This window comes from Rathayibacter tritici (genome assembly GCF_002932875.1).
Lineage (GTDB): Bacteria > Actinomycetota > Actinomycetes > Actinomycetales > Microbacteriaceae > Rathayibacter > Rathayibacter tritici.
Genome location: NZ_PSWS01000026.1, coordinates 16790 through 43079, shown reverse-complemented (window position 1 = coordinate 43079; position 26290 = coordinate 16790). Strand labels below are relative to the sequence as shown.

Below are 26290 nucleotides of genomic sequence, written 5' to 3'. Positions count from 1 at the left end.
ATGGAGCAACTGCCTCACGTCGTCCTCGTCGGTCTCTACGAAGCCGAGGAGCACACTCTCGAGCCCGAGCGCTTCGCTTACTCCGTGCTCCTCAGAGCCAAGAGTGCCCGCCGACTCGCCGCGCGCGCCCTCCCCGGCATCCGGGCCATCGGAGAACTGGACGTGGCCGCGGGTGATGATCTCGACGAGTATAATCGCGCGTCGCCGCAGATGATTGAGTTGGTTGCAGCGCTCGCGACGAAGCTCGGACCGCCGCATGGAATCGTCGGGATTCATGAACACACCACCCTGCCCGCGGCCCGCCTCCGAGAACGCTTTGGCGTGCCAGGCACGAGCGTGAGGACCGCCACACTTTGTCGAGACAAAGTTGTGATGAAGCAAGCGGTTGCTGGCGCAGGTATCGTGACGCCTCGGTTCTGGCCGGTGGACGCCGGTACGACTGCGAAGGACCTCGCCGATGCCCTAGGGCCGCTCCCAGGCCGGAAAGTTCTCAAGCCCCGCAGCCAGGCCGCCAGTCTCGGAGTGCGCATCTTCGCCGATACGACCGAACTCCTCGACGAGGTGCGGCGCAACGGCTGCCCAGACGACCACGAGGTCGAGGAGTTCGTCGACGGAACCGTCTGCCATCTGGATGGAGTCGTCCGCGACGGCGAGATCATTTTCCTCTGCGGATCGTCCTATGTGACCAGCTGCTTCGATTTCCGCTTCAACACCACCCCTCTCGCCTCCGTGACGATCGACGATCCCGCCACGCTGGATGCGGCGCTCCACTTCGCTGCCGACGTACTCGACGCGGTCGGGCTGACGTCGAGCGTCTTTCATCTAGAAGCATTTCTGCTCCCGGATGGTTCGTTCGTCTTTCTGGAGATCGCGAATCGCTTCGGTGGCGCCGGTATCCAAGACCACATCCAGCTCGCCTACGGCGTCGACCTGGCACGGGAGGCGGTTCTCGCCTGCCTGGGCGATCCGAGCGAGGTGACCGCTGGTCCCGTGACCATGCTCGAAAGGATGCCGGGGCGGGCGTCCGGGTGGTTGTACACGCCGTTCGAGCAAACGGACCGCGGCATCGTGGTCCGCGTCAGTGGTGTCGACGACCTACCACGATCGGTCGCCGCGGCGCGATATCCGCAGTCCGGCGACGTGGTCGGCGCTGACCCCGGCGTGTGGGAGGCGAGCGGACGGTTTGTTCTGGTCGGCTCCAGCGCCGCCGGACTGGAGGACGACATCGCAACAATCACCGGTCGGTATCGCGTCCACGTCCTGCCCGAAGGAGGCAGCACATCGTGACCCCGGACATCATCGTCGTGAACGGCGGGTCAAGCTCCGGCAAGACCTCGATTGCCAGGAGCCTGCAAGAGATTCTGCCCGAACCGCACCTGAGCATCTCCATCGACACCCTGGTGGATGCTTTACCGCCTCATCTCGACGGGGCCGATGAGGGCGTCTCATACGGGGATGACGGCGCCGTAGAATTCGGCGGCGGGTTCCGCCGGCTCGAAGCGGCGTGGATGGCAGGCGTTGTCGCGATGGCTCGCGCCGGAGCGCGGATCATTTTGGACGATGTGTTCCTGGACGGGTCGGAGTCGCAGGAGCGATTGCGCGATCATCTCGATGGACTCGACATCGTCTGGGTCGGCGTCCGGTGTGCTCCAGGAATCGCGACGGAGCGGGAGCGGGCGCGCGGTGATCGGTCGCTCGGAATGGCTGCGCACCAGGCCGAATCCGTCCACCGGCGAGTCGTGTACGACATCGAGGTCGACTCCGGTAGGGACTCGGCGGCGATCTGCGCCGGTCGGATCGCCGAATGGGTCGACGCGGTGCCTCCGCGTCCCGGAGCGGAGTCATGAGCGCCCCCGGAACTGACAAGGTCGTCGTGAACGCGCGGGGACACCACTCGATCTGGTTCGCAGACCGTCCGAATCCTCCGGGCTGGTTCGACGAGGGGACTTTCGGTAACGAGGATGAGTGCGCCGCGCGGATCGACGACGTCTGGCGGGGCCTGGGTCCGACTCTCCGTGACGAGCCTCCCGCGGGAGCTCGCGCGTGACCCCGCAGGACTTGGCGTTGCCCGACCGCTACATGACGAAGGACCGGGTCGAGTTCTGGCGGCGGATGGCGATGGACGACGCGTGTATCTGGAGCGATCCCGGCGACTCGCCGAGCGGCTTCTGGTCCGTCTTCTCGTACGCGGACTGCAGTCGGGTCCTCTCGCCGCGCGCTCCTTTCACCTCGGAGTACGGGATGATGATCGGGTTCGACGCGGAGCACCCGGACACATCGGGCGGGAGCATGATCGTCGTCACTGACGGCGACCGTCACAGGGCACTCCGTGCGCTCGTGGGCCCCTTCCTCTCCCGCCTGCGCACTCAGGAGCTGCACGGCCTCATCGACACGGAGACCGCTGATATCGTCGCGCTCTTGCGCGCCTCCGAACCTGTGGACATCGCGCGCAGCATCGGGCCGCGCTTGCCCGCGGCGGTTGTGTGCGAGGTGCTCGGCGCCCCGGCGAGCGAGAGAGAGCGTCTCATCGCTCTCACCAATCATGCTTTCGGTGGACAGGACCCGAGCTTCAATCGGATGAACCCGATGGAGGCACACATGGCGATCCTGCAGTACTTCTTCGAGCTCGCGGAGCGCCGTCTGCGCGAGCCGGGATCCGACTTGATCTCGGCGATGCTCCAGGACCCGAGCATGACGATCGAGGACGTCGTCATCAACTGCGACAACGTGTTGATCGGAGGCAACGAGACGACCAGGCACGCTGTCACGGGGGTCTTCCACGCCCTGAGCCTTCACCCGGACGTCCTCGGTCGGATCCGCTCCGATCCAGAACTGCTCGATCCGATGGTCGAAGAGGTTGTCCGCTGGACGTCACCGGCTGCTCATGTGCTGCGCGTGGCAACCGAGGACACCTCCGTGGGCGATCGCGCTATCGCGAAGGGCGAAGCCGTCGTGGCATGGCTTCCCGCGGCCAATCGCGATCCACGCGTCTTCGACGATCCAGACCGTTTCATCCCCGATCGACCCCGTAATCGTCACCTCGGCTTCGGCAACGGGCCGCACCACTGCCTGGGAGCCGCTATCGCGCGCGTGGAGATCAGGCAGCTCGTGGCCGCTCTCGTCGAGCAGGTCGAGTCGTTCACGTTGGTCGGCGAACCTGAGTGGATGCGGTCCAACCTCGTGCAGGGCTACCGCACGCTCGAGATCGCGGCGACCATGCGCAGGGGGCGGTGATGTCGCCCGCCGCTCCACCCCTGATCGTGTGCGACGTTGATGGAACACTGCTCGGTTCAGACGGTCGGGTATCACCGCGAACCACGGATGCGATACAGCGGGCTGTGGCAGCGGGTTGCCGGGTCCTCTTCGCGACCGGCCGCCCACCGTGGTGGCTGGATCCAATCACCGATGCGGGATTCTCCGGCGTGGCCGTCTGCACGAACGGCAGCATCGTGTTCGACCTCGACGCGCGCGCGGTCATCGCCTCGACGCCATTCAAGACGGACGTGCTGGTCTCGATCATCGGACGGCTGGCGGCAGCGGACCCGAGCGCTTCCCTGGCCGTGCACCGGGTCGGCGCCGGGGCTGAGTGCGGCCGCGTCGACGACCACGACCTCGGGCTATGGAGCGATGCGGACTTCTCTGTGTGCTCGCGTGCAGAACTGGTGAGCGAGCCGGTCGTGAAGGTCCTGGTGCGGAGTCATCTCGATGTCGGCTCGCTGGTCGACGTCGTCAGCGACGCGGCCGCCGGCGCCGCTGAGGTGAGTGTGTCGTCAGACTTCGGACTCGTCGAGCTCATGGCCGCCGGTGTCGATAAGGCGGCGGCCGTCCACGCGCTGGCATCCTCATGGGGCATCGACGCGCGCACGGCCGTGGCGTTCGGCGACATGCCCAACGATCTCGGGCTCTTTTCCTGGGCTGGGCACCCTGTGGCGATGGGCAACGCACACGACGATGTGCGGGCTGCCGCGATGGAGATCACGACCGGGAACGACGACGAGGGCGTCGCCCGCGTTGTGGAGCGGTGGTTCCCGCTAGGCGCCTGATCGCGGTTGCACGTCCACCTCGAGAAACGCTTCCGCGGATCCGAGGAAATCCGTGACCGCCTGCGCCGAGTCGCCCGTTCCGATGAGAAAGCCGAGGCGGTCCACGAACTCTTCTGGAGGGAGCGCGACCCGATCGCCAGGATCGCTCATCCAGACAAGCCGGGAGAAGCGCGGGTCGGCGCTCAGCTCAGGTGCGGAACCCAGTTCTCGGACAACTCCGGCGTGGGGCGGGTAGACGAAGCGGATTCCGGCCGAGCGAGCGCTCGTCGGCTCCAAGCCCGGACGAGCGCCGACCGCGACATCCGCGGCGGCGCGGACGAGATCGATCCCGGTCGCGAGGTGGACGAGGTGTGGGATGAGGTCGCCCCCGAGCCGCGCGTTGACCTCGACGAGTCTGGGCCCGGAGGTGGTCAACCGCACCTCGACGTGCGTCGCGCCCGTCGTTATCCCGAGCGCACGGACTGCGTCCGTCGCCGCGTCCGCGATTGCCGCCTCTTCCTTGCCTGCGGCGTCGACCGCATCGACTACGTGACCCAATTCCTCGAAGTAGGGCGCCATGCCGAGTGACTTCCGGGTGACGGCCAGCGCCGTGACCGCGCCGTCTTGGCTGAGGCACTCGACACTGAATTCCGGACCGTCGAGGTACTCCTCGACGAGAACCTCTCCCGACGCTTCGATACCCGTCAGCGTGGCACCTGCGACTGACGCCCAGTCAGCTTCGAGGGCGTCCTCCGTATCTGCGCGGACGACGCCGATGCTGCCCGCAAGGGCGCGTGGCTTCAGGACGACCGGGTAGCCGATTGCGGCCGCTGCCGCTCTCGCCTGATCCAGCGTCGCGACTAACCTCGCCCGGGCGGATGGCACACCCGCCCGATCGAAGAGGCGCCGCGCGCTCCACTTGTCTCTGCAGTTGCGGACCGCCTCTGGGGGACTGTGCGGCAGACCCAGCTCCGCTGCGATGACGGCCGCCAACTCGATCCGCCGCTCGTCCCAGCTCAACACCCCTGCGATCGGGTGGCTTCTCGCGAGGGCGAGAGCGGCGTGGACCGCGGACGGGCCGTCAGACAGGTCCGCTTGCGCCGACCCCGCGATCAGCGGCCTTTGCCAGGTCGGCGCCGCGTCGTCGAGGAGGACAACCGCGCATGCCTCGGCGACGGAGCGAAGCGCGTAGCCGCGGTACTCCTCCGATATCCCGCTTCCGACGATCAGGATCGAGGGTCGTCCGATCATGAGAAGCGTCCGTTCGTTGCGTGAATGTGAGGAGAGATCATCACTGATACTCTGGGGGAATGGGGAATTTCTTGTTGCGCGATGCTGCCGTCAGTGCCCACGGGCTGATCAAATCACACCCGGTCCGAGGCGGACGACGAAAGGGCGCCGCTCAGCCTGAGACTGTGCACGCCGTACGCGGAATCGACATCGAAGTGGCGCGCGGCGAGACGTTCGGGCTGCTGGGTGCGAACGGTGCAGGCAAGTCGTCGACCATGCGCATGATCGCGTGCGTCTCTCCCCGCAGCGGCGGCCAGCTCACCGTGCTCGGGCTCGACCCGGAGCGCGACGGCGTCACCATCCGCGCGCGCATCGGCGTCGTGCCGCAGCAGGACAATCTCGATGCCGAGCTGACGGTGCGCGAGAACCTGCTCGTCTACGGCCGCTACTTCGGCATGTCGCGCGCCGACTGCCGTAAACGCAGCCTGGAGCTGCTCGACTTCGCCCAGCTCGCAGAGAAAGCGGATACGCGCGTCGATGATCTGTCCGGCGGAATGAAGCGGCGTCTGACGATCGCGCGATCACTCATGAACTCTCCGGAGCTGCTGCTCCTCGACGAGCCCACCACCGGCCTGGACCCGCAGGCGCGCCACGTTCTGTGGGACAAGCTCTTCCAGCTCAAGCAACAGGGCGTGACGCTCGTGCTGACGACGCACTACATGGATGAGGCGGAACAGTTGTGCGACCGTCTCGTTGTCATGGATGAGGGGCGAATCATCGCCGAGGGAGCCCCGGCCGAGCTCATACTCCGCTATTCAACCCCGGAGGTCCTCGAGCTTCGTTTCGAGCCCGGAGCACAGCGGGTCGCTGAACCTGAGGTCCTACGGCTCTGCGACCGTGTCGAGGTACTCCCCGACCGCCTGCTCGTCTACACGGAGAACGGCGAGAGCGTACTCGCCAGCGCGCTGGCCGCGGGCGTTCGCCCCCTGTCTACACTCATCCGCCGGTCCGGGCTCGAGGACGTCTTCCTCATCCTCACCGGACGATCGCTCATCGAGTGATGGCAACGATGGCCCCCCGCTCTCCACGCCCCCGTCGGGCCGTATTCGAGTACCTGCTCCTGATCTGGCGCCGCGCGTTCGCGGCGAGCCTTTCAGAAGCGATTGGCGCACCGGTCATCTACCTCCTCGCCGTCGGCCTCGGCCTCGGCACGTTGGTAGACACCTCCGATCCTGAGGCCTTCGGCGGCGCCTCGTACCTCGCTTATATCGCCCCGGCGCTCCTGACGTCCGCGGCGCTGCAGATCGCCACGACGGAGGGCAGCTATCCCGCCTTCGCACGGTTCGCATGGGGAAGGGAGTTCGTGGGCATCACGGCCACGCCAGTCACGCCCGGCCAGGTGGCCGACGGCCAGATCCTTTTGATCGCCTTCCGGGTTGCCATCTCGGCCGTCGCGTTCTACTTCGTCCTGTCGCTGTTTGGCGTCGCGGGCGGGTTCAACGGGATGTGGATGATACCCGTGGCGGTCCTTCTCGGGGCGGGTTGCGCCGCCTGGTCGCTTGCCTTCGGGGCCTGGATCGTAGGCAAGGGCGACGGTGAGGCATTCAACATCCTGTTCCGGATCGTCGTGCTGCCAATGACGCTTTTCTCAGGGACGTACTTCCCGATCTCGCGCTTTCCCGACTGGCTGCAGGGCGCGATCACCCTCTCTCCGCTCTGGCATGCGAACGAACTCGCAAGAGGGACCACTCTGGGCACCCTCAGTGCTCTACCGGCCGCCGCGCACGTCGCGATCCTGCTCATCGTGCTGATCTCCGGCATGCTTGTCGCGAGATGGATCTACTACCGGAGGCTCGTGTCATGAACGGTCTCGCCCCCCACGCCTCGCAACTACGGACCGTCGGCCGCAGCGGTGCCGTCGTCGAGCGCTCCATGAGGGTTGCACGCCGGAGTATCGTGCCGCTCGTCTCGGGGTTCTTCGAGCCGTTCTTCTACCTCCTCGCACTTGGAGTTGGTCTCGGATTCTTCATCGACGACGTGCAGGTGGATGGACGATCGGTACCGTACGGCGCCTTCGTTGCTCCGGCGCTTCTGGCCTCATCCGCGATGAACGGTGCCATCTACGACTCGACGTACAACGTGTTCTTCAAAATGCGATTTGCGAAGCTCTACGACGCGATGATCGCAACGCCGCTGCGGCCGTTCGACATCGCCCTCGGCGAGATCTGCTGGAGCCTGATCCGGGGAGCCGCGTACGGTGCAGGGTTCCTTCTCGTCATGCTCGCGATGGGCCTGATCACCTCGGCATGGGCGTTCGCCGCGTTGCCCGCGCTCGTCCTCGTCTCCTTCGGGTTTGCCGCAGCAGGCATGGCTGTCACAACGTTCGTCAAGAGCTTTCAGCACCTCGACTGGGTGACGGCCGCTCTGATCCCGATGTTCTTTTTCTCTACCAGCTTTTTCCCACTGTCCGTCTACCCGGCACCGGTCCAGCCGATCGTCCAGGCCCTCCCGCTGTACCACGCGATCGAGCTAATGCGAGCGCTCACGCTCGGGATTCCGGACGCCGGCATACTGGTACACATCGGTTATTTCATGGTGATGTCGGTCGCAGGAATCTGGCTTGTGAGCCGACGCCTACATCGGATCCTGCAGCCATGACCAGGCCGTCGAGCGCCGTCTCGCAGCGATGACGGGAGCCGCAGCGGCGATCGTCCTCTGGGGCCTGACACCCGCCGTCCTGGCCGATCCGCTGGTGTCTGCCCACCAGCTCTCGACCGCGGAACAGGAACGCGCCGCGCTCATGCTCCGTGCGCCGGATCGGGACGATTTTGAAGCGGCGCACTTTCTCGCCCGCGTCTGCGGAGGGTGGTTCGGTCTGGGCCCGGATCGCCTCGAACTTCGCCAGGAGTGCGCGGTCTGTGGCGGCAGTCACGGCGTGCCGAGGTTTTCGAGCGCGCCGCACCTCCGGGTCAGTATCGCGCACGCGAGTGGAGCGGTCGTCGCAGGCGTCGCGTCGAGGTCCATCGGTGTCGACATCGAGCCCGTCCGAGCTGTCGCACCGACGGATCTCACGCCGGTGCTCTCCGCGGAGGAAGCGGCCTGGTTACGCAGCCGTCCCGACGACACGATCAGGATTTGGTGCCGAAAGGAGGCAGCTGCGAAGGCGAGCGAGGCCGGGCTGGCCGGAATGAGGGACGTGAAAGCGCTGACGGGGTCATGGACTGAGCTGACCAGTGCCGAGTTCCAGCTGTGCGTTTCGACAAGTGCACCCGTCGTCCTCGGGCGCATCGGTGAGCGACTCCCGGCCCGAGGGCGCCTCCCCTTCTGCGGTGCTCCCTGACCGTTGCGCGAGCCGGAGCTCGCGCCGCCGGAAACGGGGCAAGCAGAGGGACGACCCCCTGCACAGGGTTCACGATCTGACGCTACGGTGAGAGCCTCCCTCGCGAGGTTGCTTAACCGCGAGCAACCGACCACTGCTACTCCGCGCCGGCGGCGAGGAGCGCGACGAGAGATCCGACAGGGGCCCTCAGGGCGGACCGGTTGACTGATCCGCAGGCGTTCTGCGAGCTCCACGGCCGTGGCGGGGCCTTCGTGCTCGAGCGAGAGCACCAGGAGGACCTTTGCGTGACTCCCCAGCGCTTCGACAGCGTGAGCCAGCGCGGCCGGACACCTCGCGGGGCGAGTCGAAGAGTCGTGCGTTGGCCGAGCGCGTCTCAGTGGTCAGGGTCGCGACGCGGGTTCGGGAGCTGTACCTGGTCGGCTGAGCCCCCGGCCCGCCGACTCGTCGCGAACGGCCGTCACCGGAGCCGCGAGGCAGCCCTTCGTCACGAACGACCGTCCGCTCAGGCCGAGCGCGCCTCCCGCAGCACGTCGGCCGACTGCTGCGCGGCCCGGCGAACGTCGCGGTCAGGGTCGCGGAGCATCCCCGTCAACACGGCCTCGACGCTCGCCGCGAACTCGCCCTTGGCGTCGCGACCGGAGGAGATCCCCGCCACGGCCGCCGCCACCAGCGCGCGCGCCCCGGCCGCACGGACCCGCGGGTGCTCGTCGGTCGTCAGCCGGGCGAGCTTCTTCTGCCCGCCCAGCACCCGCTCCGCGCAGACGCGGGCGCACATCTCGCGCACGCGCCACGACGGATTCGCGAGTCCGGCGGTCACCGCGTCGGCGGCGGAGTCGTCCCAGACGTAGAGCAGGGCGCGAGCGCCCCAGAGCTCGGGCCAGTAGAGGGAGGGAGCGCCCTGGAGGATCCCCTCCGCGTGCTCGCCGCCCACGGTGAGGAGGAAGGACTCGCCCTCGTAGCCGCCGGTCAGCAGGGCCGCGGAGCGCAGAGCGACGGCGCGCTCCCCCTCCCGGGCGACCTGCGCGCGCAGGCGCTCCTCGAGCGGATCGGTGAGGGTGACGGTCGGTTCGTTGTCGCGTGCCATGTGGCTCCCGACAGTACCCGCCCGCGCCGCCCAGCCGCAGTCTCCGCAGCACCCGGCCGCACTATCCGCGCCGCCCAGCCGCAGTATCCGCAGCATCCGGCCGCGCTGCCGCCGCGCGGTTCGCGCCGCCCGGCGACGATCTCCGCCCGCTCAGGAGTCGCCCACCGAGCGGTCGGGCGCGCCTGACTATGCTGTTCTCACCCCCGGCAGCCGAGCCTTCTCCGCCTCGTCCGTGCCGGGGTGGCGCGGCTCACCCGCCCGGGGAGCGGAGGAGGTCCTCTCATGGCCGATCGGCCGAACCTCCGGCATGTCGCGGCGGTCGCGGGCGTCTCGCACATGACCGTTTCGCGGGTGCTCAGCGGCCACCCCAACATCAAGGAGTCGACCCGCCAGAAGGTCCTCGAGGCGGTCGACGAGCTCAACTACCGGCCCAACATCGCCGCCCGATCCCTCGTCACGCAACGCACCGACCGGATCGGCGTGATGATCGAGAGCGGCGCCGAATACGGACCCTCCAGCACTCTGCGCGCGATCGAGCGCGCCGCCCGCGAGAAGGGCTACTCGATCACCTCGATCGCCCTGCGTCCCGATCTCGAGATGACACCCGCCGACGCCATCGACCATCTGATGGGCCTGGGGATCGACGCGCTCTGCGTGATCGCGCCGCGCTCCTCCTCCGTCGCGACACTGCGCACCGTCGAGATCGGCGTGCCGACGCTCGTCGTCAAGAGCGACAAGGATCCGAATTTTCTTACCGTCTCGGTCGACCAGCAGGCCGGGATGTTCCAGGCCGTCGACCACCTCGGCAACCTCGGCCACCGCGACGTGCTGCACCTCTCCGGTCCGCTCGACTGGCTCGACGCGCGCGCCCGCGAACGCGCCTTCCACAGCCGCGCGAAGTCGTGGGGGATGCACGAGCGCCCCATCGTGATCGGCGACTGGACCCCCGACTCCGGATACGACTTCGCCGCGAGTCTGAGCTCGGTGCCCGATTTCAGCGCGATGGTCGTCGCGAACGACGAGATGGCGCTCGGAGTGATCCACGGCCTTGTCGAGCGCGGAATCCGGGTCCCCGAGGACGTCAGTATCGTCGGCTTCGACGACCTGCCCACGGCCCGCCACTTCCTCCCGCCGCTGACGACGGTGCGCCAGGACTTCGACAAGCTCGGCACGACGGTCGCCGAGGTGATTCACGCGCGGATCCGCGGCCAGGAGATCCCGCAGCGCACCCGGATCCCCACCGAGCTGGTGATCCGCTCCTCCACGGCTACTCCCCGATCGTGACTCTCCTGGTCCGATCCCGCCGTACGCGCTCGCGTATCATCGGCGGCAGCCCCTGGCGCGTCGAACCCTGACGGCGCGCCGCACACGAACCGAGGACGGCACGTGGCGATCGCATCGAGGACGACCCGGAATGCCGTGGCACCCGTCGTCGAGATGACCGACATCCGCGTCTCCTTCTCCTCCGGTCCCGCTCTGCGGAACGCGCACCTGCGGCTGATGCCCGGCGAGATCCACGGGTTGATGGGAGAGAACGGCGCGGGCAAGTCGACGCTGATCAAGACGCTCACCGGCATCCACCGGCCCGATGCGGGCGAGATCCTCGTCGACGGCGTCGTACGGCGTTTCAGCGGCCCCGCGGAGGCGAAAGCCGCCGGCATCACGGCCGTGTTCCAGGACGAGCGCCTCACCGACAACCTCAGCATCGGCGAGAACGTGATGCTCGGGCACGAGGTCCGCGGCCGCTTCGGCATCTCGTGGTCGCGCACGCACGCCCGCGCCGCCGAGATGCTCGCGGAGCTGGGCCTGGAGGACCTCGACTCGCATCTGCCGCTGCGTTCGCTCTCGCCCGCGATCCGCCAGCTGGTCGCGATCGGGCGGGCGATGGTCGACCGGCCGCGGGTGCTGGTGCTCGACGAGCCCACCTCGAGCCTGGACCTCGGCGACGTCGCCCGCCTCTTCACCGTGCTGCGGAGGCTGCGCGACCAGGGCGTCGCGATCCTCTTCGTCTCGCATTTCCTCGAGCAGGTCCTCACGCTCAGCGACCGGCTGACCGTCCTGCGCGATGGGGACACCGTCGGCGAGTACCCGACGCACATCATGGACCGCGCCGAGCTGATCGCGACCATGATCGGCAAGGACATCGACGCGCTGCGGCAGATCGGCTCCGACCGCCGCGAGCACCGGCGCCAGCCCGTCGGCCCGGCGATCTACCGCGCCCACGGCATCGGCCGCCGCGGCGCCGTGGGCCCGACCGATCTGGAGTTGCACCGCGGCGAGATCGTCGGCTTCGCGGGCCTGCGCGGCTCGGGCCGCACCGAGCTGGCGTCGCTGGTGAGCGGAGTGGAGAAGCCGGACACCGGCGAGGTGCTGATCGACGGCGAGCCGGCCCGTATCTCCGACCCGGTCTCCGGGCTGCGCCACCGCATCGCGCACTCGAGCGAGAACCGGCGCGAGGACGGGATCATCGGCGATCTCTCCCTCCGCGAGAACCTCGTGCTCGGCCTGCAGGCCCTGCGCGGGTGGGCGCATCCGCTCTCGGCCGCCGAGACCGACACCCTGGTGCGCACCTACGTCGAGGCGCTCAACATCTCGCCGGCCGATCCGGACATCCCGGTGAAATACCTCTCCGGAGGCAACCAGCAGAAGGTGGTCCTCGCGCGCTGGCTCGCGACCCGGCCTCGCCTGCTCGTGCTCGACGAGCCGGCGCGCGGGATCGATGTGGCGTCGAAGGTCGAGATCCAGGCGCACATCGCGCAGCTCGCGAAGGAGGGGGTGACCGTCGTCTACATTTCGTCCGAGCTGGAGGAGGTGGTGCGCCTCAGCGACCGCATCGTCGTCTTCAAGGACCGCGAAAAGATCGGCGAGGTCAGCAACGGCCCCTGGCTCACCGTCGACACGATCGTCGAGATGATCGCGGCCGACCGCGACGACGACGACTTCGACGACGACTGATCGAGAGACCGAGGACCGCCACCAGCCCGACCGAGCGGTGCTCCGAGTCCTCGGAGCACACTCCAGCTCTTCTGAGAGGACCACTCTGGACTCGCCGCCGGGGTGCTGTCAGCGTTGACGGCTGGTGACCTCGGCCTGGCGGGGCATCAGTTCCTCCTCGAAAGGTCGCATGCCCTCGGTCTCCGCGCACGTCGCCCACAGCCTCGCCTTCTCCGTCCGTCACGTCTTCGGAGTGATGGGCGCCGGCAATGCCCACCTGATCGACGCCGTGGAGCGCCACCCTCGGGCACGATTTATTCCGCTCCGCCACGAGGGCGGCGCCGTCGTGGCAGCTGACGCCCACTTCCGCGCCGGCGGCAGCCTCGCCGCGGCCACCACCACCTGCGGGCCCGGCTTCACCAACACCCTCACCGCTTTGGCCGAGGCAGCACTCGCGCGCTCGCCCCTCCTCCTCGTCGCGGGCGATGAGCCGAGCACCGGGAGGCGCCCCTGGGGCGTCGACCAGTCGGCGATGGCGCGGGCGGCCGGGGTCCGGACTTTCACCGTCGGCATTCGTGACGCCGCCTACACGACCGTTCGCGCGATCGAGCACGCTCTCGCCGAACGAACACCGGTGGTGCTCGCGATCCCCGCCGATCTCGCCACCGCCGAAGCCGCAGCTCTACCGAGGTCGCAGGTCCTTCGCCGGGCGGGGCGGAGGGTGCCTTCCTCTACCGACATCGCCCGCCTCGCCTCCATGATCGCGGCGGCCGAACGCCCCCTGCTCGTCGCGGGTCGGGGCGCCTGGCTCGCGGACGCCGGGGGCGCTCTGGGCGAACTCGCCGACCTCACGGGAGCCGTCACCGCGTCGAGCGTCCTCGGTCTGGGAACGTTTCCCTCCCGCAGCCACGACCTCGGCGTACTGGGCGGCTTCGGTGCAACAGGGGCGCTCTCGCTCGTGCACGACGCCGACCTCGCGCTCGTGATCGGGTCGTCGCTGGACCGCCATTTCCTGCGCTGCGGTGAACTGTTCGCCCCCGCCACCCGCGTCGTGCAGGTCGACATCACCCCAGCCGCAACGGACGGCCGGGTCGACGACTACATCCGGGGCGACGCTCGCCTGGTCGCCGAGGCCCTGGTCGCGGAGTTGCGCACTCGAAGGCGCTCGCGGGGCGAATGGCGCGACTGCGTCGACCCGGACCTGCACCTGGCCCGTGATGAAGGCGACCAGCGGGCCGCGGACGGCCGGCTCGATCCGCGCTCCACGGCCGTCGCTCTGGCGGCGCTCCTGCCGGAGGACCGCGTCGTCGTCACCGACGGCGGGCACTTCCTCGGCTGGCCGATCATGCACTGGCCGCACGCCTCACCCGAGCGCTTGGTGACGCTCGGCACCGCGTTCCAGGCGGTCGGCCTGGGGATCCCGGCAGTGGTGGGAGCAGCGCTGGCGAGACCGGAGACGACGGTCGTCCTGGTCACCGGCGACGGCGGCGGCCTGATGGCGCTCGCTGATCTCGAGTCCGCCATCCGCGTGGCGGGCGGCCGGGGCGTCGCCGTGGTCTGGAACGACGCCGCGTACGGTGCCGAGCTCAACGTCTACGGCGCGTTGGGCCTCGCCGAAGGCCCGATGCTGATCCCGGAGGTTGATTTCGCCGGAGTCGCCACGAGCCTCGGCGCGGAGGGCGTGGTCGTCCGGACGATGGCGGACCTGAGCGCCCTCGCCGTGTGGACGGGGCAGGACCCCGTTGTGCGGCCGTTCCTCCTTCTGGACTTGCGCATCTCGCCGCAGATCGTGGCTCCGTATCTGCTGGATCTGCTCCACGCCGCCGCGGCGCGCTGAGGATCGGTTCGCAACCGAGGCCCGCATCGACGTGATGCGCCTGTTCCGGCCTTCTGCCGGTTCTCGACCTCGGTTGCGAGCCGTCGGCCTGCGAGAATCCGGAGGTGGACGACCACGCTAGGGACGAACTCGCCGAGCTGAGGCGGCGCGCTTACGGACGCCGTCCGGACATCGACCGCGATCCGCTCGCGCGTGCCCGGCTGGTCGCGCTCGAGGCCGGAGCTCCGTCCGCCACGGACGAGCCCGCCCCACCCGTCGCGGCAACTCCCGCCCTCGAACAGCCCGACTCCGGCGATCCGGAGCATCCCCCTGCTCCGCGCTCCGCTCGGGCCCGGAGCGTCCTCGGCCGGGCGACGGCGCTCCTGCTGACGGCCGCCGTCGCGGTCGGCGCCACCCTCCTCGTCACGAGAACCCCGGAGCCGCCCGGCCGCGAGGTCGCCGTACTGCCGCTGACCAACGGCACCGACATCCCCGGCTGGGAGGGACTGGGCTTCGACGGCTCGGTCACCACGGACGACTTCGGCGGGCTCACCGTCGTGCGGCAGAGCCGTCCCGCCGACACCGGTCTCACCGTCGTCCGGCAGCGGCGCTCCCCGAGCGCCGGCTCGTGCCTGTACATCGTGCGCACCGTCGATCCGCAGGACGGCCCGTTCTTCCAGGGCTGCACGGCCGGGGCGTTTCCCGCGGTCGCGCAGTTCACCGTGACGTCGGAGGCCTCGGAGCAGCTGCGCGAGGAGTACCCGGTCGGCACGGCGTTGCGCTTCACCCTGGAGGGCAACGAGGTCCACGTCCGCGCCGACACTCCCTGAGCGCTCGGATCCCCGGTCCGAGGGGGCCCGCGACCGGATCGTTATCGAAGGGGCGCGGCGCGCTGTTGCGTCGCTAGAATTGTTCACGGTAACATTTCGACGCGGCGCTGCTTCGGCCGGCGCCTACTGCACATCTTGCACTCACCGCACCTCGGGCCGCTAGGCCCGTATTCGAGGCCCTTCAGGGTCCACCATCTCGGGCGCGCTCGTCGCGCCCGCGATCTCAAGGAGGAGATCTATGTCTAAGACGAGGCGTATCGGCCAGTTCCTGGGTTTCGCAGCAGTCGGCGCACTCGCGTTCGGACTCGCCGGATGCTCGGGCGGTTCCGGCTCCGATTCGGGCTCAGGCTCGAGCGGTGACCTCACCACCATCGGCTTCGTGGCCGTCGGCCCCGAGGGCGCATGGCGCCAGGCGAACGAGACCAACATCGAGGACACGTTCACGAAGGACGCCGGCTTCGACCTCAAGTACGCACCCGCCACCAACGGAGACCAGAAGTCGCAGATCGACTCCTTCACCTCCTTCGTGGACGAGGGCGTGGACATCATCCTGCTCTCCGCCACGGAGGGCTCCGGCTGGGAGGACTCGCTCGAGCGCGCTCAGGAGGCCGAGATCCCGGTCATCCTGATCGACCGCGGCATCGAGCCGGACACCACCGACCTCTACGTCACCCGCATTGCGCCCGACAACATCGCGGTCAGCACCTCGGTCGCCGACTGGGCGAAGACCACCTTCCCGAGCGGAGGCAAGTACTTCACCCTCGAGGGTCCCGCGGGCGTTTCGGTCGTGAACGAGCGCAATGAGGGCTGGGACGAGGTCATCGGCGCCGATCCCGCCTTCACCAAGATCGGCGCACAGACCGCGAACTGGTCGACCGAGGAGGCCAAGAGCGTCTTCGAGACCGTCCTGAAGTCGAACAACAACGACGTCCAGCTGGTCTTCGCTCAGAACGACGAGATGGGCCTCGGTGCCGTCCAGGCCGTCCAGGAGGCCGGCCTCACCCCCGGCACCGACGTCAAGATCGCCACGATCGACGGCACCAAGAACGCCCTCCAGGCGCTGGCCGACAGCGAGCTGAGCTTCGTCGCCGAGTACAACCCGCTCTTCGGCGAGACCGCCCTCGACGCAGTGAAGAAGACGCTCGCCGGCGAGAAGGTCGAGTCCTCGATCGTCGTCCCGAGCGAGACCTTCGACTCGCCCGAGGCCGCCGCCACAGCGCTGCCCGACCGCAAGTTCTAGTCGCCGCGCACCACTGGCCGCCGCGCCCACACGCGGCAGCACCCACCCGGAGCGATCGGGGCCGGCCCTCCCGCCGACCCCGGTCGCTCCGACCCTTCGGCGCACCCGCTCGGCTGCGCCCCGCTCGAGAACGGAACGACGCGACATGACAGGTTCGCCTCCGATCGTCGAGATGACGAACATCTCGATCAGCTTCCCCGGCGTGAAAGCCCTCGACGGCGTCGACTTCCGCCTGTTCCCGGGCGAGGTCCACACCCTCATGGGCGAGAACGGCGCCGGCAAGTCCACGCTCATCAAGGCCCTCACCGGCGTCTACCGCATCGACAGCGGGGACATCGTGATCGACGGGGAGACCCGACGCCTCACCGGCACGGCCGACTCGCAGGCCGCGGGCATCTCCACCGTGTACCAGGAGGTCAACCTCGTCACGAACCTCTCCATCGGAGAGAACGTGATGCTCGGCTACGAGGTCCGCGGCCCCTTCGGCATCAACTGGAAGGCCACCCACCAGGCAGCGAAGATCGCACTCGAGAAGCTCGGCCTCGGCCACCTCAACACCCGCTCCTCGCTCGCCTCGCTCTCGATCGCGATGCAGCAGCTGGTCGCGATCAGCCGCTCGACGGTGAGCGACTCCAAGGTGCTCATCCTCGACGAGCCGACCTCGAGCCTGGATGCGAACGAGGTAGAGAACCTCTTCGTCGTCATTCGCCGCCTGCGTGCGGCGGGCGTCGCGATCCTCTTCGTCTCGCACTTCCTCGACCAGGTCTACGCGATCAGCGACCGCCTGACGGTGCTGCGCAACGGCACCTTCGTCGGCGAATACCTCACCCACGAGCTCGACCGCACCTCGCTGATCTCGAAGATGATCGGCAAGGACATCGCGACACTGCGCTCCCTCGACTCCGAGCGCGAGAGCCAGGACCACCTCTACCGCGACGCTCCGCTCTACACCGCGACCGGTCTGGGCAAGAAGGGCTCCATCGAGAGCACCGACCTGACCCTGCACCGCGGCGAGGTTGTCGGCTTCGCCGGGCTCCTCGGCTCCGGCCGCACCGAGCTCGCGCGCCTGATCTACGGCGTCGACAAGCCCGACACGGGCGAGATCACGATGCACGGCACAAAGATCGACGTTCCCACACCGACCGCCGGACTCGCGCACAAGATCGCGTTCTCGAGTGAGAACCGCCGCGACGAGGGCATCATCCGCGACCTCTCGGTCCGCGAGAACCTCATCCTCGGCGTGCAGGCCAAGCGCGGCTGGGCCCGCCCTCTCTCCAAAAAGGAGAAGGACGAGATCGTCGGCAAGTACCTCGTGGAGCTCAACGTGCGTCCGGCCGACCCCGACCGACCGATCAGCAAGCTTTCCGGCGGCAACCAGCAGAAGGTCCTCCTCGGCCGCTGGCTCGCCACCGCCCCCGAGATTCTCATCCTCGACGAGCCGACCCGCGGTATCGACGTCGGAGCGAAGGCCGAAATCCAGGAGAAAGTCATCGCCCTCGCCGGCGAGGGCGTCGCCGTGGTGTTCATCTCGTCCGAGCTCGACGAGGTGGTCCGGCTCAGCGATCGCATCATCGTCCTGAAGGACCACCGCGTGATCGCGGAGATCCTCAACGGTCCCGCTGTCACTGCGGAGTCGATCGTCACTACCATCGCCGCAGAGGGAGTCGTCGACGAGGACGTCGTCGTCCTCGCGAGCGCCACGCAGGAGGCCGCATCATGAGCAGCGACACCCGACCCGCCCGGGGATCCGTCCTCGGCGGGATCATCCGCCGCCAGTACTTCTGGGGAGTCGTGGCGATCGCCCTGCTCCTCCTCGTCAACGTCGTGAAGGACCCCGGCTATCTGGCCGTCTCGGTCAGCCCGACCACCGGCTACCTCGTCGGCAATGTCATCGACATCGCCCGCGCCGCCGCTCCGATCCTGATGATCGCCGTGGGCATGTGCCTGGTCGTCGCGACCGGGGGCATCGACCTCTCGGTCGGCTCGATCATGGTGGTCGCCGGCGCCGTCTCGATGGAGTTCCTCAACTCCGCCGGAGCGCCCGAGTCGCTCGGCGCTGCAGCGGGAGCCTTCGCGGTTGCGCTGCTGGTGGCCGCCGTGCTCGGAGCCGTGAACGGCATCCTGGTCTCGGTGGTGGGCCTTCAACCCTTCATCAGCACGCTGGTCGTGATGCTCGCGGGCCGCGGCCTGGCGAAGGTGATCACCGGCGGTCAGAACACCGCCGCCACCAACGAGCCCTTCCGCTGGCTCGCGAACGGATACGTCTTCGGACTTCCGGTCGTGTTCCTCCTCGCTATCGCGATTGTCGTGGTCGTCGGAGTCCTGGTGCGCCGAAGTGCGCTCGGCTTGATGATCGAGGCCATCGGCATGGACCCGAAGGCGGCCCGCCTCGCGGGTATCAACCGCCGGGGCCTGCTGATGACCGCCTACATCGGCAGCGGCATCCTCGCCGGAGTCGCGGGTGTCTTCGCCACCGCGAGCGTGATGACGGTCGACGTCTCGCGCACCGGTTACCAGCTCGAACTCGACGCGATTCTCGCGGTCGTCATCGGCGGCACCTCGCTCGCCGGCGGCAAATTCAACATCACCGGAGCCGCCGTGGGCGCGATCCTGATCGCCACCCTCGACAAGACGGTCGTGTTCCTCGGAATCTCGTCGTCGGCGACCCCCGCCTTCAAGGCGATCGTCATCGTCGCGCTCTGCCTCCTGCAGTCCGAGCGCATCCGCTCCGCCTTCACATCCCGTCGCGAGGCGCGCCGCAGCGCCCCGCAGAAAGAGGCGATCCCCGCATGAGTGCCGTGATGACCCGCTCCGCTCCTCCGGCAAGCACGAAGCGCACCTCCGGGGCGCGCGGCTGGCTGAGCCAGCACCTCGACAAGTTGCCCACCCTCGCCGCGCTGATCATCTTCTTCGGGATGATCGTGTACGGCGAGGCCGCCTACGGCCGCATCCTGCAGGCGAGCACGATCTCGAACCTGCTGGTCAATAACGCGCACCTGATCATCCTTGCCGTGGGCCTCACCTTCGTGATCCTCACCGGCGGAATCGACCTCTCGGTCGGCGCAGTGATCGCGTTCAGCAGCGTGAGCGGCGTGCTCCTGATCAACGCCGGCTGGAACCCGTGGCTCGTGATGGTCCTGATGGTTGTGATCGGCGCTCTCTTCGGCGTGATCTCGGGTGTCCTGATTCAGTACTTCAACGTCCAGCCGTTTATTGCGACCCTGGCGATGATGTTCCTGGCCCGCGGCCTCGCCTCGATGCTCAGCACGGTCCCGGAGCGCCTCCCCGAGGATTCCGCGGTGCTGAGCCTCGCCGCCCCGATCAAGCTGATCGACGGGCCGAAGGTCAACGACTTCGTGATCAGCCCCGGTGTGATCATCGCGGTCGTCGTCGTGGCCGCGGCGTTCTTCGTCCTGCACCGCACCCGTCTGGGCCGCACGGTCTACGCGATGGGCGGTTCCGAGCAGTCGGCGGCCCTGATGGGCCTGCCGGTCGTGCGGACGAAGCTGTTTATCTACATCATCAGCGGCACCCTCGCCGGTCTCGCCGGAGTGGTTTATACGGCCCGTCTCGGCAGCGCGCAGAACATCACCGGCACCGGCTGGGAACTCGACGCTATCGCGGCGACCGTCATCGGCGGCACGCTGCTCACCGGCGGGGTCGGCTTCGTGCTCGGCTCGGTGGTCGGCGCCCTGGTGCTCGGCCTGATGAACGTCCTGATCACCCGCGACGGCGGCATCCCGCCGGAGGCGACCACGATCATCACCGGCGGCATCCTGCTGATCTTCGTCCTCCTCCAGCGCGCGGTTATGGCCCGCAGCAAGACGTAAACCGGGCTCCCGCCCGCTCACGCACGCACGGCGCCCCCTCGTCCCCCGGCGGACGAGGGGGCGCCGTGCGTGAGCGCCGCGCCGCCCTCACGGAGCCCCTGCGCCCCGGATTCCACACATCCGCACCTGGTCCCCCGTCCAGGGACTTGTCTTCAGCTTTTCTCTGAGGAAGAATCAGATTCGCGAGATCCCGGGTGAACACCCGCGTATCCTTCAGTTTCTTCTCCACAGCGCAGGAACGGGCACACCTCCTCCGCCGTCAGCGGGTGAACGCGAGTAGGGCCGTGCATCGACGCTCTTCCGCCGCCACCGTGTCACGGTAACGGCCGGCACCCAAGCGGAACCGCGCTCGTCGGAGTGGTCTACACGGCTCGTCTCGGCAACGCGCAGAACACCCCGTGCGCAGGGCCGACTCGTCACACATGGTTCGTCTGGGTCCGTGGTGGCGACCATCTGCGACGAAGGGAAAGCCGCAGAGGGCGGGGTTGGGGGTTCACGGGCGACTCGCCGGCGTGTTACCGTGAACATCGCTGACGATCAGTCGGCCCCCCCTCCCTCAGCAATGGTGCCGATCCTGGAGCAAGCGCGATGAAGCCTTTCCTGCGACCACTCGTCCTCGCGACCGCCGTCGCGCTGACGATCCCCCTCCTGACGGCCCAGTCGGCGAGCGCCGCCCCCGCCGACAGCCTGGTCCTGCGCTACGCGCTCGACGAGACCAGCGGCACGGTCGCCGCCGACAGCTCGGGCAACGGCCGCACCGGCACGCTGGTCAACGGAGCGGCACCGCGCGGAGCCGCGGGCGTCGCGCTCGACGGCACCGACGACTACGTGAAGCTGCCAGACAACCTCCTAGCGGGGCTGAACTCGATCACGGTCAGCACCGAGGTTCTGGTGAACGCGAACCAGGGCACGCCCTACTTCATCTGGGGCCTCGGCAACACGACGAACGGCGCCGGAAACGGCTACCTCTACACGACCGGCAACGGCTACAAGACCTCCATCGCCACCGGCAACTGGACCACCGAGCAGACCGTCACTTCCGGCGCGAACCTGGCCCGCGGCGTCTGGAAGACGCTCACCTACACACTCGACGACGCGAGCGACACCGCCCGCCTCTACCTCGATGGCAGCCAGGTCGCGCAGCAGACCGGAGTCACGATCACTCCCGCCGCGATCGGCAACGGCGCCACCACGGCCAACGCGATCGGCCGCTCCGTCTACACCGCCGACAAGACCCTCGCTGGCTCGGTCCGCGACTTCCGCGTCTACAGCACGGCGCTCAGCGCCGCCGATGTCGCCACTCTCCAAGCCTCGGACAGCACCCGCGTCTCGCGCGACTCCGCTGCACTGAACCTCGGCGACCTCTCTGCGGTGCAGGCGAACCTCACTCTGCCGACCAGTGGCTCGAACGGCTCCACGATCGCGTGGGCCTCCAGCAACACCGCGGTCGTCTCGACCAGCGGAGTCGTCACTCCGTCCGCCACCGGCGTCGCCCCGGTCGCCCTGACCGCCACGATCACCCGCGGCTCGGCCTCGACCACCCGCACCTTCACCGCCACCGTGCCGGCCAAGGACGTGAACGCCGACGCGCAGAAGGCGCTCGACGCTCTCTCGATCGTCAACGCCGGCGACGTCCGCGGCAACGTCACGCTGCCCACGAAGGCCGGCTCCTACGACGTCGCGTGGTCCTCCTCGAACCCCGCCGTGCTCAGTGCGACCGGAGTGGTGAAGCGCCAGGCCGCCGCCACTCCCGTCACCCTCACCGCAACGATCGCGGGCACCACAGCGACCCGTCAGCTGCCTGTGACGGTCACCGCCGCCCCCGCGAACCTCGACACCGACTACGACGCGGGCTACCTCTGGACCCACTTCGCCTCGACCGACTACGAGAAGATCTACTTCGGCTCGAGCACCGACGGCCTGCACTGGTCGAAGCTCAACAACGACAAAGCCGTCCTCGCCAACCTCGCCGGCACCCTCGGCGTCCGCGACCCGCACCTCGTCCGCTCGCCCACGGGCGATGAGTACTGGATCCTCGGCACCGATCTGCACGCTGAGGGCACCGCGGGCGGAGGCTCGTGGGACCAGGTGAACGCGAGCCAGAAGCTCGTCGTCTGGCGCTCCACCGACCTCGTGAACTGGAGCGACCAGAGCCTCGTGTTCGCCGGTTCGCCGAACGCAGGCAACGTGTGGGCTCCCGAGGCGATGTGGGATGAGACGACCGGGCAGTACTACGTCTACTGGTCCGGCCGCGACAAGACGCAGGTCGGTACCGACGACTGGGCCCTGCGCGTCTACGTCAGCACCACCCGCGACTTCGTGACCTTCTCGACTCCGACGGTCTGGCTCGACGAGAACTCGCCGACCAACAACGCCGACGGCCCGAACATCATCGACACGACCATCGCGAAGGAGGGAGGCACCTACTACCGCTTCTCCACCTCCGACTGGCGCACCGTCGTCGACACGGCCACGAGCCTCGCCGGCCCGTGGACGCGAGTGATCGCCCGCGGCGAGGAGAAGGCGCACGGCCTCTCGGACCACATCGAGGGACTGACCGTCTACCAGCTGCCGGACGGCCGCTGGGTCGTGATGGGCGACTCGGGCGGTTACTCCGCGTACGTCACCGACTCGCTCGCGAGCCTGCAGTTCACGGCGCTGCCGACCGGAGCGACCGGAGCGAACACTTCCTCGTTCACGAAGCCGTTCCGCCACGGCTCGGTGCTGCGCCTCTCCAGCGCCGAAGAGGCGCGCATCATGGCCGCCTACGGCACCAGCAGCACCGGCCCCGCCGCGAAGCCGGTCACCGCGGCCGGCGAGATCCTCCGCTACACCTTCGACGGCGGCTCGGGCACCACCGTGCGCGACAGCTCGGGCAACAACCAGAACGGGACGCTGCCCTCGGGCGGCACCTGGAAGGACGGCGCCCTGCAGCTCGACGGCACGGACGACTACGTGAAGCTGCCGAACGACCTGCTCGCCGGAGTGACGGACCTCACCATCCAGTCCGACGTCTGGATCGACCCCGCACAGGCCAGCCCCTACTTCCTCTACGGCCTGGGCAACACCACGAACGGCGCCGGCGACGGCTACCTCTTCACCTCTGGGAACAACTACCGCACCAGCCTCGCCACCGGGAATTGGACCACCGAGCAGACCGTCGCGGGCGGCTCCGCCCTCCCGCGCGGAACCTGGGCGCACCTGACCTACACGCTCCAGGGGACCACCGGCACGATCTACCTCGACGGAGTGAAGGTCGCCAGCGGCACCGTCACGACCGACCCGAAGGACATCGGCGGCGGATCCACATTGGCCAACTTCATCGGACGCTCGAACTACGACGGCGACAACCGCTTCCGCGGCCAGATCCGTGAGTTCGCGATCTACAACCGGGCGCTCAGCGCCGCCGACGTGCTCGCCGCCTCCGGCAACACGACGGCGCTGGTCGATGTGTCGCTGGCCGGCGACGTCCTCAAGACGACTCCGATCGTCGACTCGGCCTCTCGCACCGTCACCTTCCCGGTGAAGCCGGGCACAGATCTGACCACGCTCACCCCGACGTTCTCCACGGCGGCGGGAGTCACGGCGAGCCCCGCCTCCGGCACCGTCCGCAACCTCTCCACCCCGCAGACCGTCGTGCTCACGCCCACCGGCGGCGGCGCGACGACCACCTGGACCCTGAAGGCGGTCACCATGACGTCGCCGGTCATCCCGGGCCTGTACGCCGACCCGAACATCGCGGTCTTCGGAGACACCTACTACATCTACGCGACCACCGACGGCACCCCCGGGTGGGGCGGTAACACCTTCTACGCCTGGTCGTCGAAGAACCTCGTCGACTGGACCCGCGGCGAGAAGCCCTTCCTGACCCTCGACGGCGCGAACGGGAACGTCCCGTGGGCGACCGGCAACGCGTGGGCACCGACCATCACCGAGAAGGGCGGGAAGTACTACTTCTACTTCTCCGGCCACAACGCCTCGCTCGACCGCAAGACGATCGGAGTCGCGGTCGCGGACAGCCCGATGGGCCCCTTCACCGCGCAGCCGACCGCGATGATCACCAACGGCGAGTCGGTGAACTCGGGCCAGGCCATCGACCCGGCCGCGTTCACCGACCCGAAGACAGGCAAAAGCTACCTCTTCTGGGGCAACGGCAACCCGGTCTACGCCGAGCTGTCCGACGACATGCTCTCGATCAAGGCCGGCACCATCAAGCGGATCAGCGGTCTGACCGACTTCCGCGAGGGCACCTTCGTGAATTACCGCGACGGGATGTACCACCTCACCTACTCGATCGACGACACCGGCTCCGAGAACTACAAGGTCGGCTACGCCACCGCGACCAGCGTCGATGGACCGTGGACCTCCCGCGGCGTGATCCTCGAGAAGGACCCGGCGCAGGGCATCCTCGCGACCGGCCACAACTCGATCGTGAACGTCCCCGGTACCGACGACTGGTACATCGCCTACCACCGCTTCGCCATCCCGGGCGGCAACGGGACCACCCGCGAGACGACCATCGACCGGGTCGCCTTCGACCCGACGACCGGCCTGATGCAGAAGGTCACCCCGACCCTCACCAGCGTGGCGCCGCAGACGGTCGTCGACAGCGCGCCGCTCGTGGCCTCGATCACCGGGAAGGCGACGGTGGGCAGCACACTGACCGCTTCCGCCTCCTCCCCGTGGACGGCGACCGGCTTCCAGTGGAAGCGCGGCGGTACCGCAATCAGCGGCGCGACAGCGTCGAGCTACACGCTCACCGCCGCCGACCGCGGAGCGACGATCTCGGTGGCCGTGACCGCCGCGAAGCCGCAGTGGACGCCGGCGACGGCCTCCGCCTCCGTTGGCCCGGTGACCGACGCGTCGCCCGCCCTCGCCGTGACCGCGACCGCCACGACGCGCTGCATCGCCGGAAAGATCGTCGTCACCGCGACCGCCACGAACCCGAACGCTGTCGCCGCGAAGATCGTGATCGGCACGACGTGGGGCTCCAAGAGCTTCGCGGACGTCGCTCCCGGCGCCACCGTCTCGGCCGCCATCACCACTCGGGCGACCAGCGTGACCGACGGATCCGCGACCGCCACGGCGACCGCGTTCGTGAACGGCAAGCCGACCACGACCTCCACGACCGCCCCCTACTCCGCGGCCAGCTGCGGCTGACCTGCGGGCACGACCTGACACCCACTGAGATCGAGCCGGCGACGACGCCGGCCGGAGAACGGAGAACACCCGACATGAACACCCGATCCCTTCTGATCCGCGGAGCCGCCGGACTGGCCGGAGGCGTCCTCCTGCTCGGAGTCGCCGGAACGGCCTTCGCCGCCGAGATCGACTACGGCAGCGACGACGTCGACGTCAACGTCGATATCGCCGACCTGCCCGGGACCGGCGCCCTCTCGATGTCCGTCGCGGGAACCTCCACGACGCTGACCGAGGACGGCTCGGACAACGTCCGCCGCCAGTTCACGGGCGCGCTGCCCACCGTCACCGTCACCGACACCCGCGACGCAGCGGACGTCCCCGAGGGCGCCGGCTGGTACGTCCTCGGTACCGCGAGCGACTTCACCTCGGCCGACGGCGCCACCATCGGCGCCGAGAACCTGGGCTGGACCCCGGCTCTGGTCGACGGCGGAGACCTCGGTCTCGTCGCGGCCGGCGACCAGGTCGACACGGCCATCGACGGCGGCGTCAACGGAGTCGGCCTCGAGGGTCGCGAGTTGCTCGCGTTGGCGATCGACTCGCAGGAGATCAACCCCGAGGGCTCCTGGAGCGCCGATGCGGACCTCTTCCTGCGCACCCCCGTGAGCGTGGACGCCGGAGCGTACTCGTCCACCATCACCCTGTCGCTCTTCGAGTGACCTCCCGCGGCCGGAGGGTGGACACCCCTCGGCCGCGACTCTCACGGCCGACGCGGCCGGGCCCTCCCGCCCGGCCGCGTCGCGCTTCTCCTGTGCGACCATGAGG

21 protein-coding genes are annotated in these 26290 nt (G+C 68.6%); 19 read left to right on the top strand and 2 right to left on the bottom strand.

All coding sequences use genetic code 11. The annotated features are described in order from the left end of the window. Genes C5D07_RS04230 through C5D07_RS04210 form a run of 5 tightly spaced genes read left to right on the top strand, consistent with a single transcriptional unit; the run spans nucleotide 1 to nucleotide 4043 of the window. On the top strand, nucleotides 1-1287 hold the full coding sequence (locus C5D07_RS04230; protein ID WP_068256342.1) for an ATP-grasp domain-containing protein: 1287 nt from the start codon (nucleotides 1-3) through the stop codon (nucleotides 1285-1287). After that, a complete protein-coding gene (locus C5D07_RS04225) occupies nucleotides 1284-1847 on the top strand; it encodes a chloramphenicol phosphotransferase CPT family protein (RefSeq protein WP_211286327.1) in 564 nt (187 codons plus the stop codon). The genes C5D07_RS04230 and C5D07_RS04225 overlap by 4 nt, the downstream gene beginning before the upstream one ends. Then, entirely contained in the window at nucleotides 1805-2047 is a 243-nt protein-coding gene (locus C5D07_RS16385; protein WP_373408355.1) for an MbtH family NRPS accessory protein, read from the top strand. The genes C5D07_RS04225 and C5D07_RS16385 overlap by 43 nt, the downstream gene beginning before the upstream one ends. Next, the gene (locus tag C5D07_RS04215; RefSeq protein ID WP_211286325.1) at nucleotides 2044-3234 is read left to right on the top strand and encodes a cytochrome P450; all 1191 of its coding nucleotides are present in this window, start codon (nucleotides 2044-2046) and stop codon (nucleotides 3232-3234) included. The genes C5D07_RS16385 and C5D07_RS04215 overlap by 4 nt, the downstream gene beginning before the upstream one ends. Beyond that, entirely contained in the window at nucleotides 3234-4043 is an 810-nt protein-coding gene (locus C5D07_RS04210; RefSeq protein ID WP_068256348.1) for an HAD family hydrolase, read from the top strand. The genes C5D07_RS04215 and C5D07_RS04210 overlap by 1 nt, the downstream gene beginning before the upstream one ends. Here the strand turns inward: C5D07_RS04210 and C5D07_RS04205 are convergent. Continuing rightward, complete coding sequence (locus tag C5D07_RS04205) at nucleotides 4032-5273, bottom strand: ATP-grasp domain-containing protein (protein ID WP_068256351.1); 1242 nt, start codon at nucleotides 5271-5273, stop codon at nucleotides 4032-4034. The two genes, C5D07_RS04210 and C5D07_RS04205, sit on opposite strands and share 12 nt — an antisense overlap. 59 nt (nucleotides 5274-5332) lie before the next feature. On the opposite strand from C5D07_RS04205, the gene C5D07_RS04200 reads away from it, so the two are divergent. From C5D07_RS04200 to C5D07_RS16380, 4 genes are read left to right on the top strand one after another with little or no spacing between them, the layout of a single operon-like run. Further along, the gene (locus tag C5D07_RS04200; protein ID WP_104258751.1) at nucleotides 5333-6313 is read left to right on the top strand and encodes an ABC transporter ATP-binding protein; all 981 of its coding nucleotides are present in this window, start codon (nucleotides 5333-5335) and stop codon (nucleotides 6311-6313) included. Beyond that, nucleotides 6313-7116 (top strand): ABC transporter permease, encoded by an 804-nt coding sequence (locus tag C5D07_RS04195; protein WP_146076689.1) that lies wholly within the window; start codon nucleotides 6313-6315, stop codon nucleotides 7114-7116. Before C5D07_RS04200 ends, C5D07_RS04195 begins: the two co-directional genes overlap by 1 nt. Continuing rightward, nucleotides 7113-7910: an ABC transporter permease gene (locus C5D07_RS04190; protein WP_068256357.1), complete on the top strand. Its 798-nt coding sequence runs from the start codon at nucleotides 7113-7115 to the stop codon at nucleotides 7908-7910. Before C5D07_RS04195 ends, C5D07_RS04190 begins: the two co-directional genes overlap by 4 nt. Nucleotides 7911-7938: 28 nt before the next feature. Beyond that, on the top strand, nucleotides 7939-8592 hold the full coding sequence (locus tag C5D07_RS16380) for a 4'-phosphopantetheinyl transferase family protein (protein WP_068256360.1): 654 nt from the start codon (nucleotides 7939-7941) through the stop codon (nucleotides 8590-8592). Nucleotides 8593-9094: 502 nt separating this feature from the next. Here C5D07_RS16380 and C5D07_RS04180 read toward each other — a convergent pair. Then, nucleotides 9095-9676, bottom strand: a complete 582-nt coding sequence (locus C5D07_RS04180; protein ID WP_068256363.1) for a HEAT repeat domain-containing protein — start codon at nucleotides 9674-9676, stop codon at nucleotides 9095-9097. Between the two features lie 282 nt (nucleotides 9677-9958). Between C5D07_RS04180 and C5D07_RS04175 the strand changes: the two genes are divergently transcribed. From C5D07_RS04175 to C5D07_RS04130, 10 genes are all read left to right on the top strand, one after another. Continuing rightward, nucleotides 9959-10960: a LacI family DNA-binding transcriptional regulator gene (locus tag C5D07_RS04175; protein WP_068256366.1), complete on the top strand. Its 1002-nt coding sequence runs from the start codon at nucleotides 9959-9961 to the stop codon at nucleotides 10958-10960. A 153-nt stretch (nucleotides 10961-11113) separates the two neighbouring features. Then, entirely contained in the window at nucleotides 11114-12631 is a 1518-nt protein-coding gene (locus C5D07_RS04170) for a sugar ABC transporter ATP-binding protein (RefSeq protein ID WP_068257726.1), read from the top strand. Nucleotides 12632-12800: 169 nt separating this feature from the next. Then, on the top strand, nucleotides 12801-14447 hold the full coding sequence (locus tag C5D07_RS04165) for a thiamine pyrophosphate-binding protein (RefSeq protein ID WP_068256369.1): 1647 nt from the start codon (nucleotides 12801-12803) through the stop codon (nucleotides 14445-14447). A 104-nt stretch (nucleotides 14448-14551) separates the two neighbouring features. Continuing rightward, nucleotides 14552-15256: a hypothetical protein gene (locus C5D07_RS04160; RefSeq protein ID WP_068256372.1), complete on the top strand. Its 705-nt coding sequence runs from the start codon at nucleotides 14552-14554 to the stop codon at nucleotides 15254-15256. A 238-nt stretch (nucleotides 15257-15494) separates the two neighbouring features. After that, complete coding sequence (locus C5D07_RS04155; protein WP_068256375.1) at nucleotides 15495-16496, top strand: ABC transporter substrate-binding protein; 1002 nt, start codon at nucleotides 15495-15497, stop codon at nucleotides 16494-16496. A 145-nt stretch (nucleotides 16497-16641) separates the two neighbouring features. Continuing rightward, on the top strand, nucleotides 16642-18216 hold the full coding sequence (locus C5D07_RS04150) for a sugar ABC transporter ATP-binding protein (protein WP_068256378.1): 1575 nt from the start codon (nucleotides 16642-16644) through the stop codon (nucleotides 18214-18216). Further along, on the top strand, nucleotides 18213-19289 hold the full coding sequence (locus C5D07_RS04145; protein WP_068256381.1) for an ABC transporter permease: 1077 nt from the start codon (nucleotides 18213-18215) through the stop codon (nucleotides 19287-19289). Before C5D07_RS04150 ends, C5D07_RS04145 begins: the two co-directional genes overlap by 4 nt. Further along, a complete protein-coding gene (locus C5D07_RS04140; RefSeq protein WP_068256383.1) occupies nucleotides 19286-20326 on the top strand; it encodes an ABC transporter permease subunit in 1041 nt (346 codons plus the stop codon). Before C5D07_RS04145 ends, C5D07_RS04140 begins: the two co-directional genes overlap by 4 nt. Before the next feature lie 588 nt (nucleotides 20327-20914). Further along, nucleotides 20915-25486 carry a family 43 glycosylhydrolase gene (locus tag C5D07_RS04135; RefSeq protein ID WP_104258750.1) on the top strand — a complete coding sequence of 1524 codons (4572 nt, stop codon included), beginning with the start codon at nucleotides 20915-20917 and terminating at the stop codon, nucleotides 25484-25486. A gap of 74 nt (nucleotides 25487-25560) precedes the next feature. After that, entirely contained in the window at nucleotides 25561-26184 is a 624-nt protein-coding gene (locus tag C5D07_RS04130) for a hypothetical protein (RefSeq protein WP_068256389.1), read from the top strand. The last annotated feature ends 106 nt before the right edge of the window (nucleotides 26185-26290 follow it).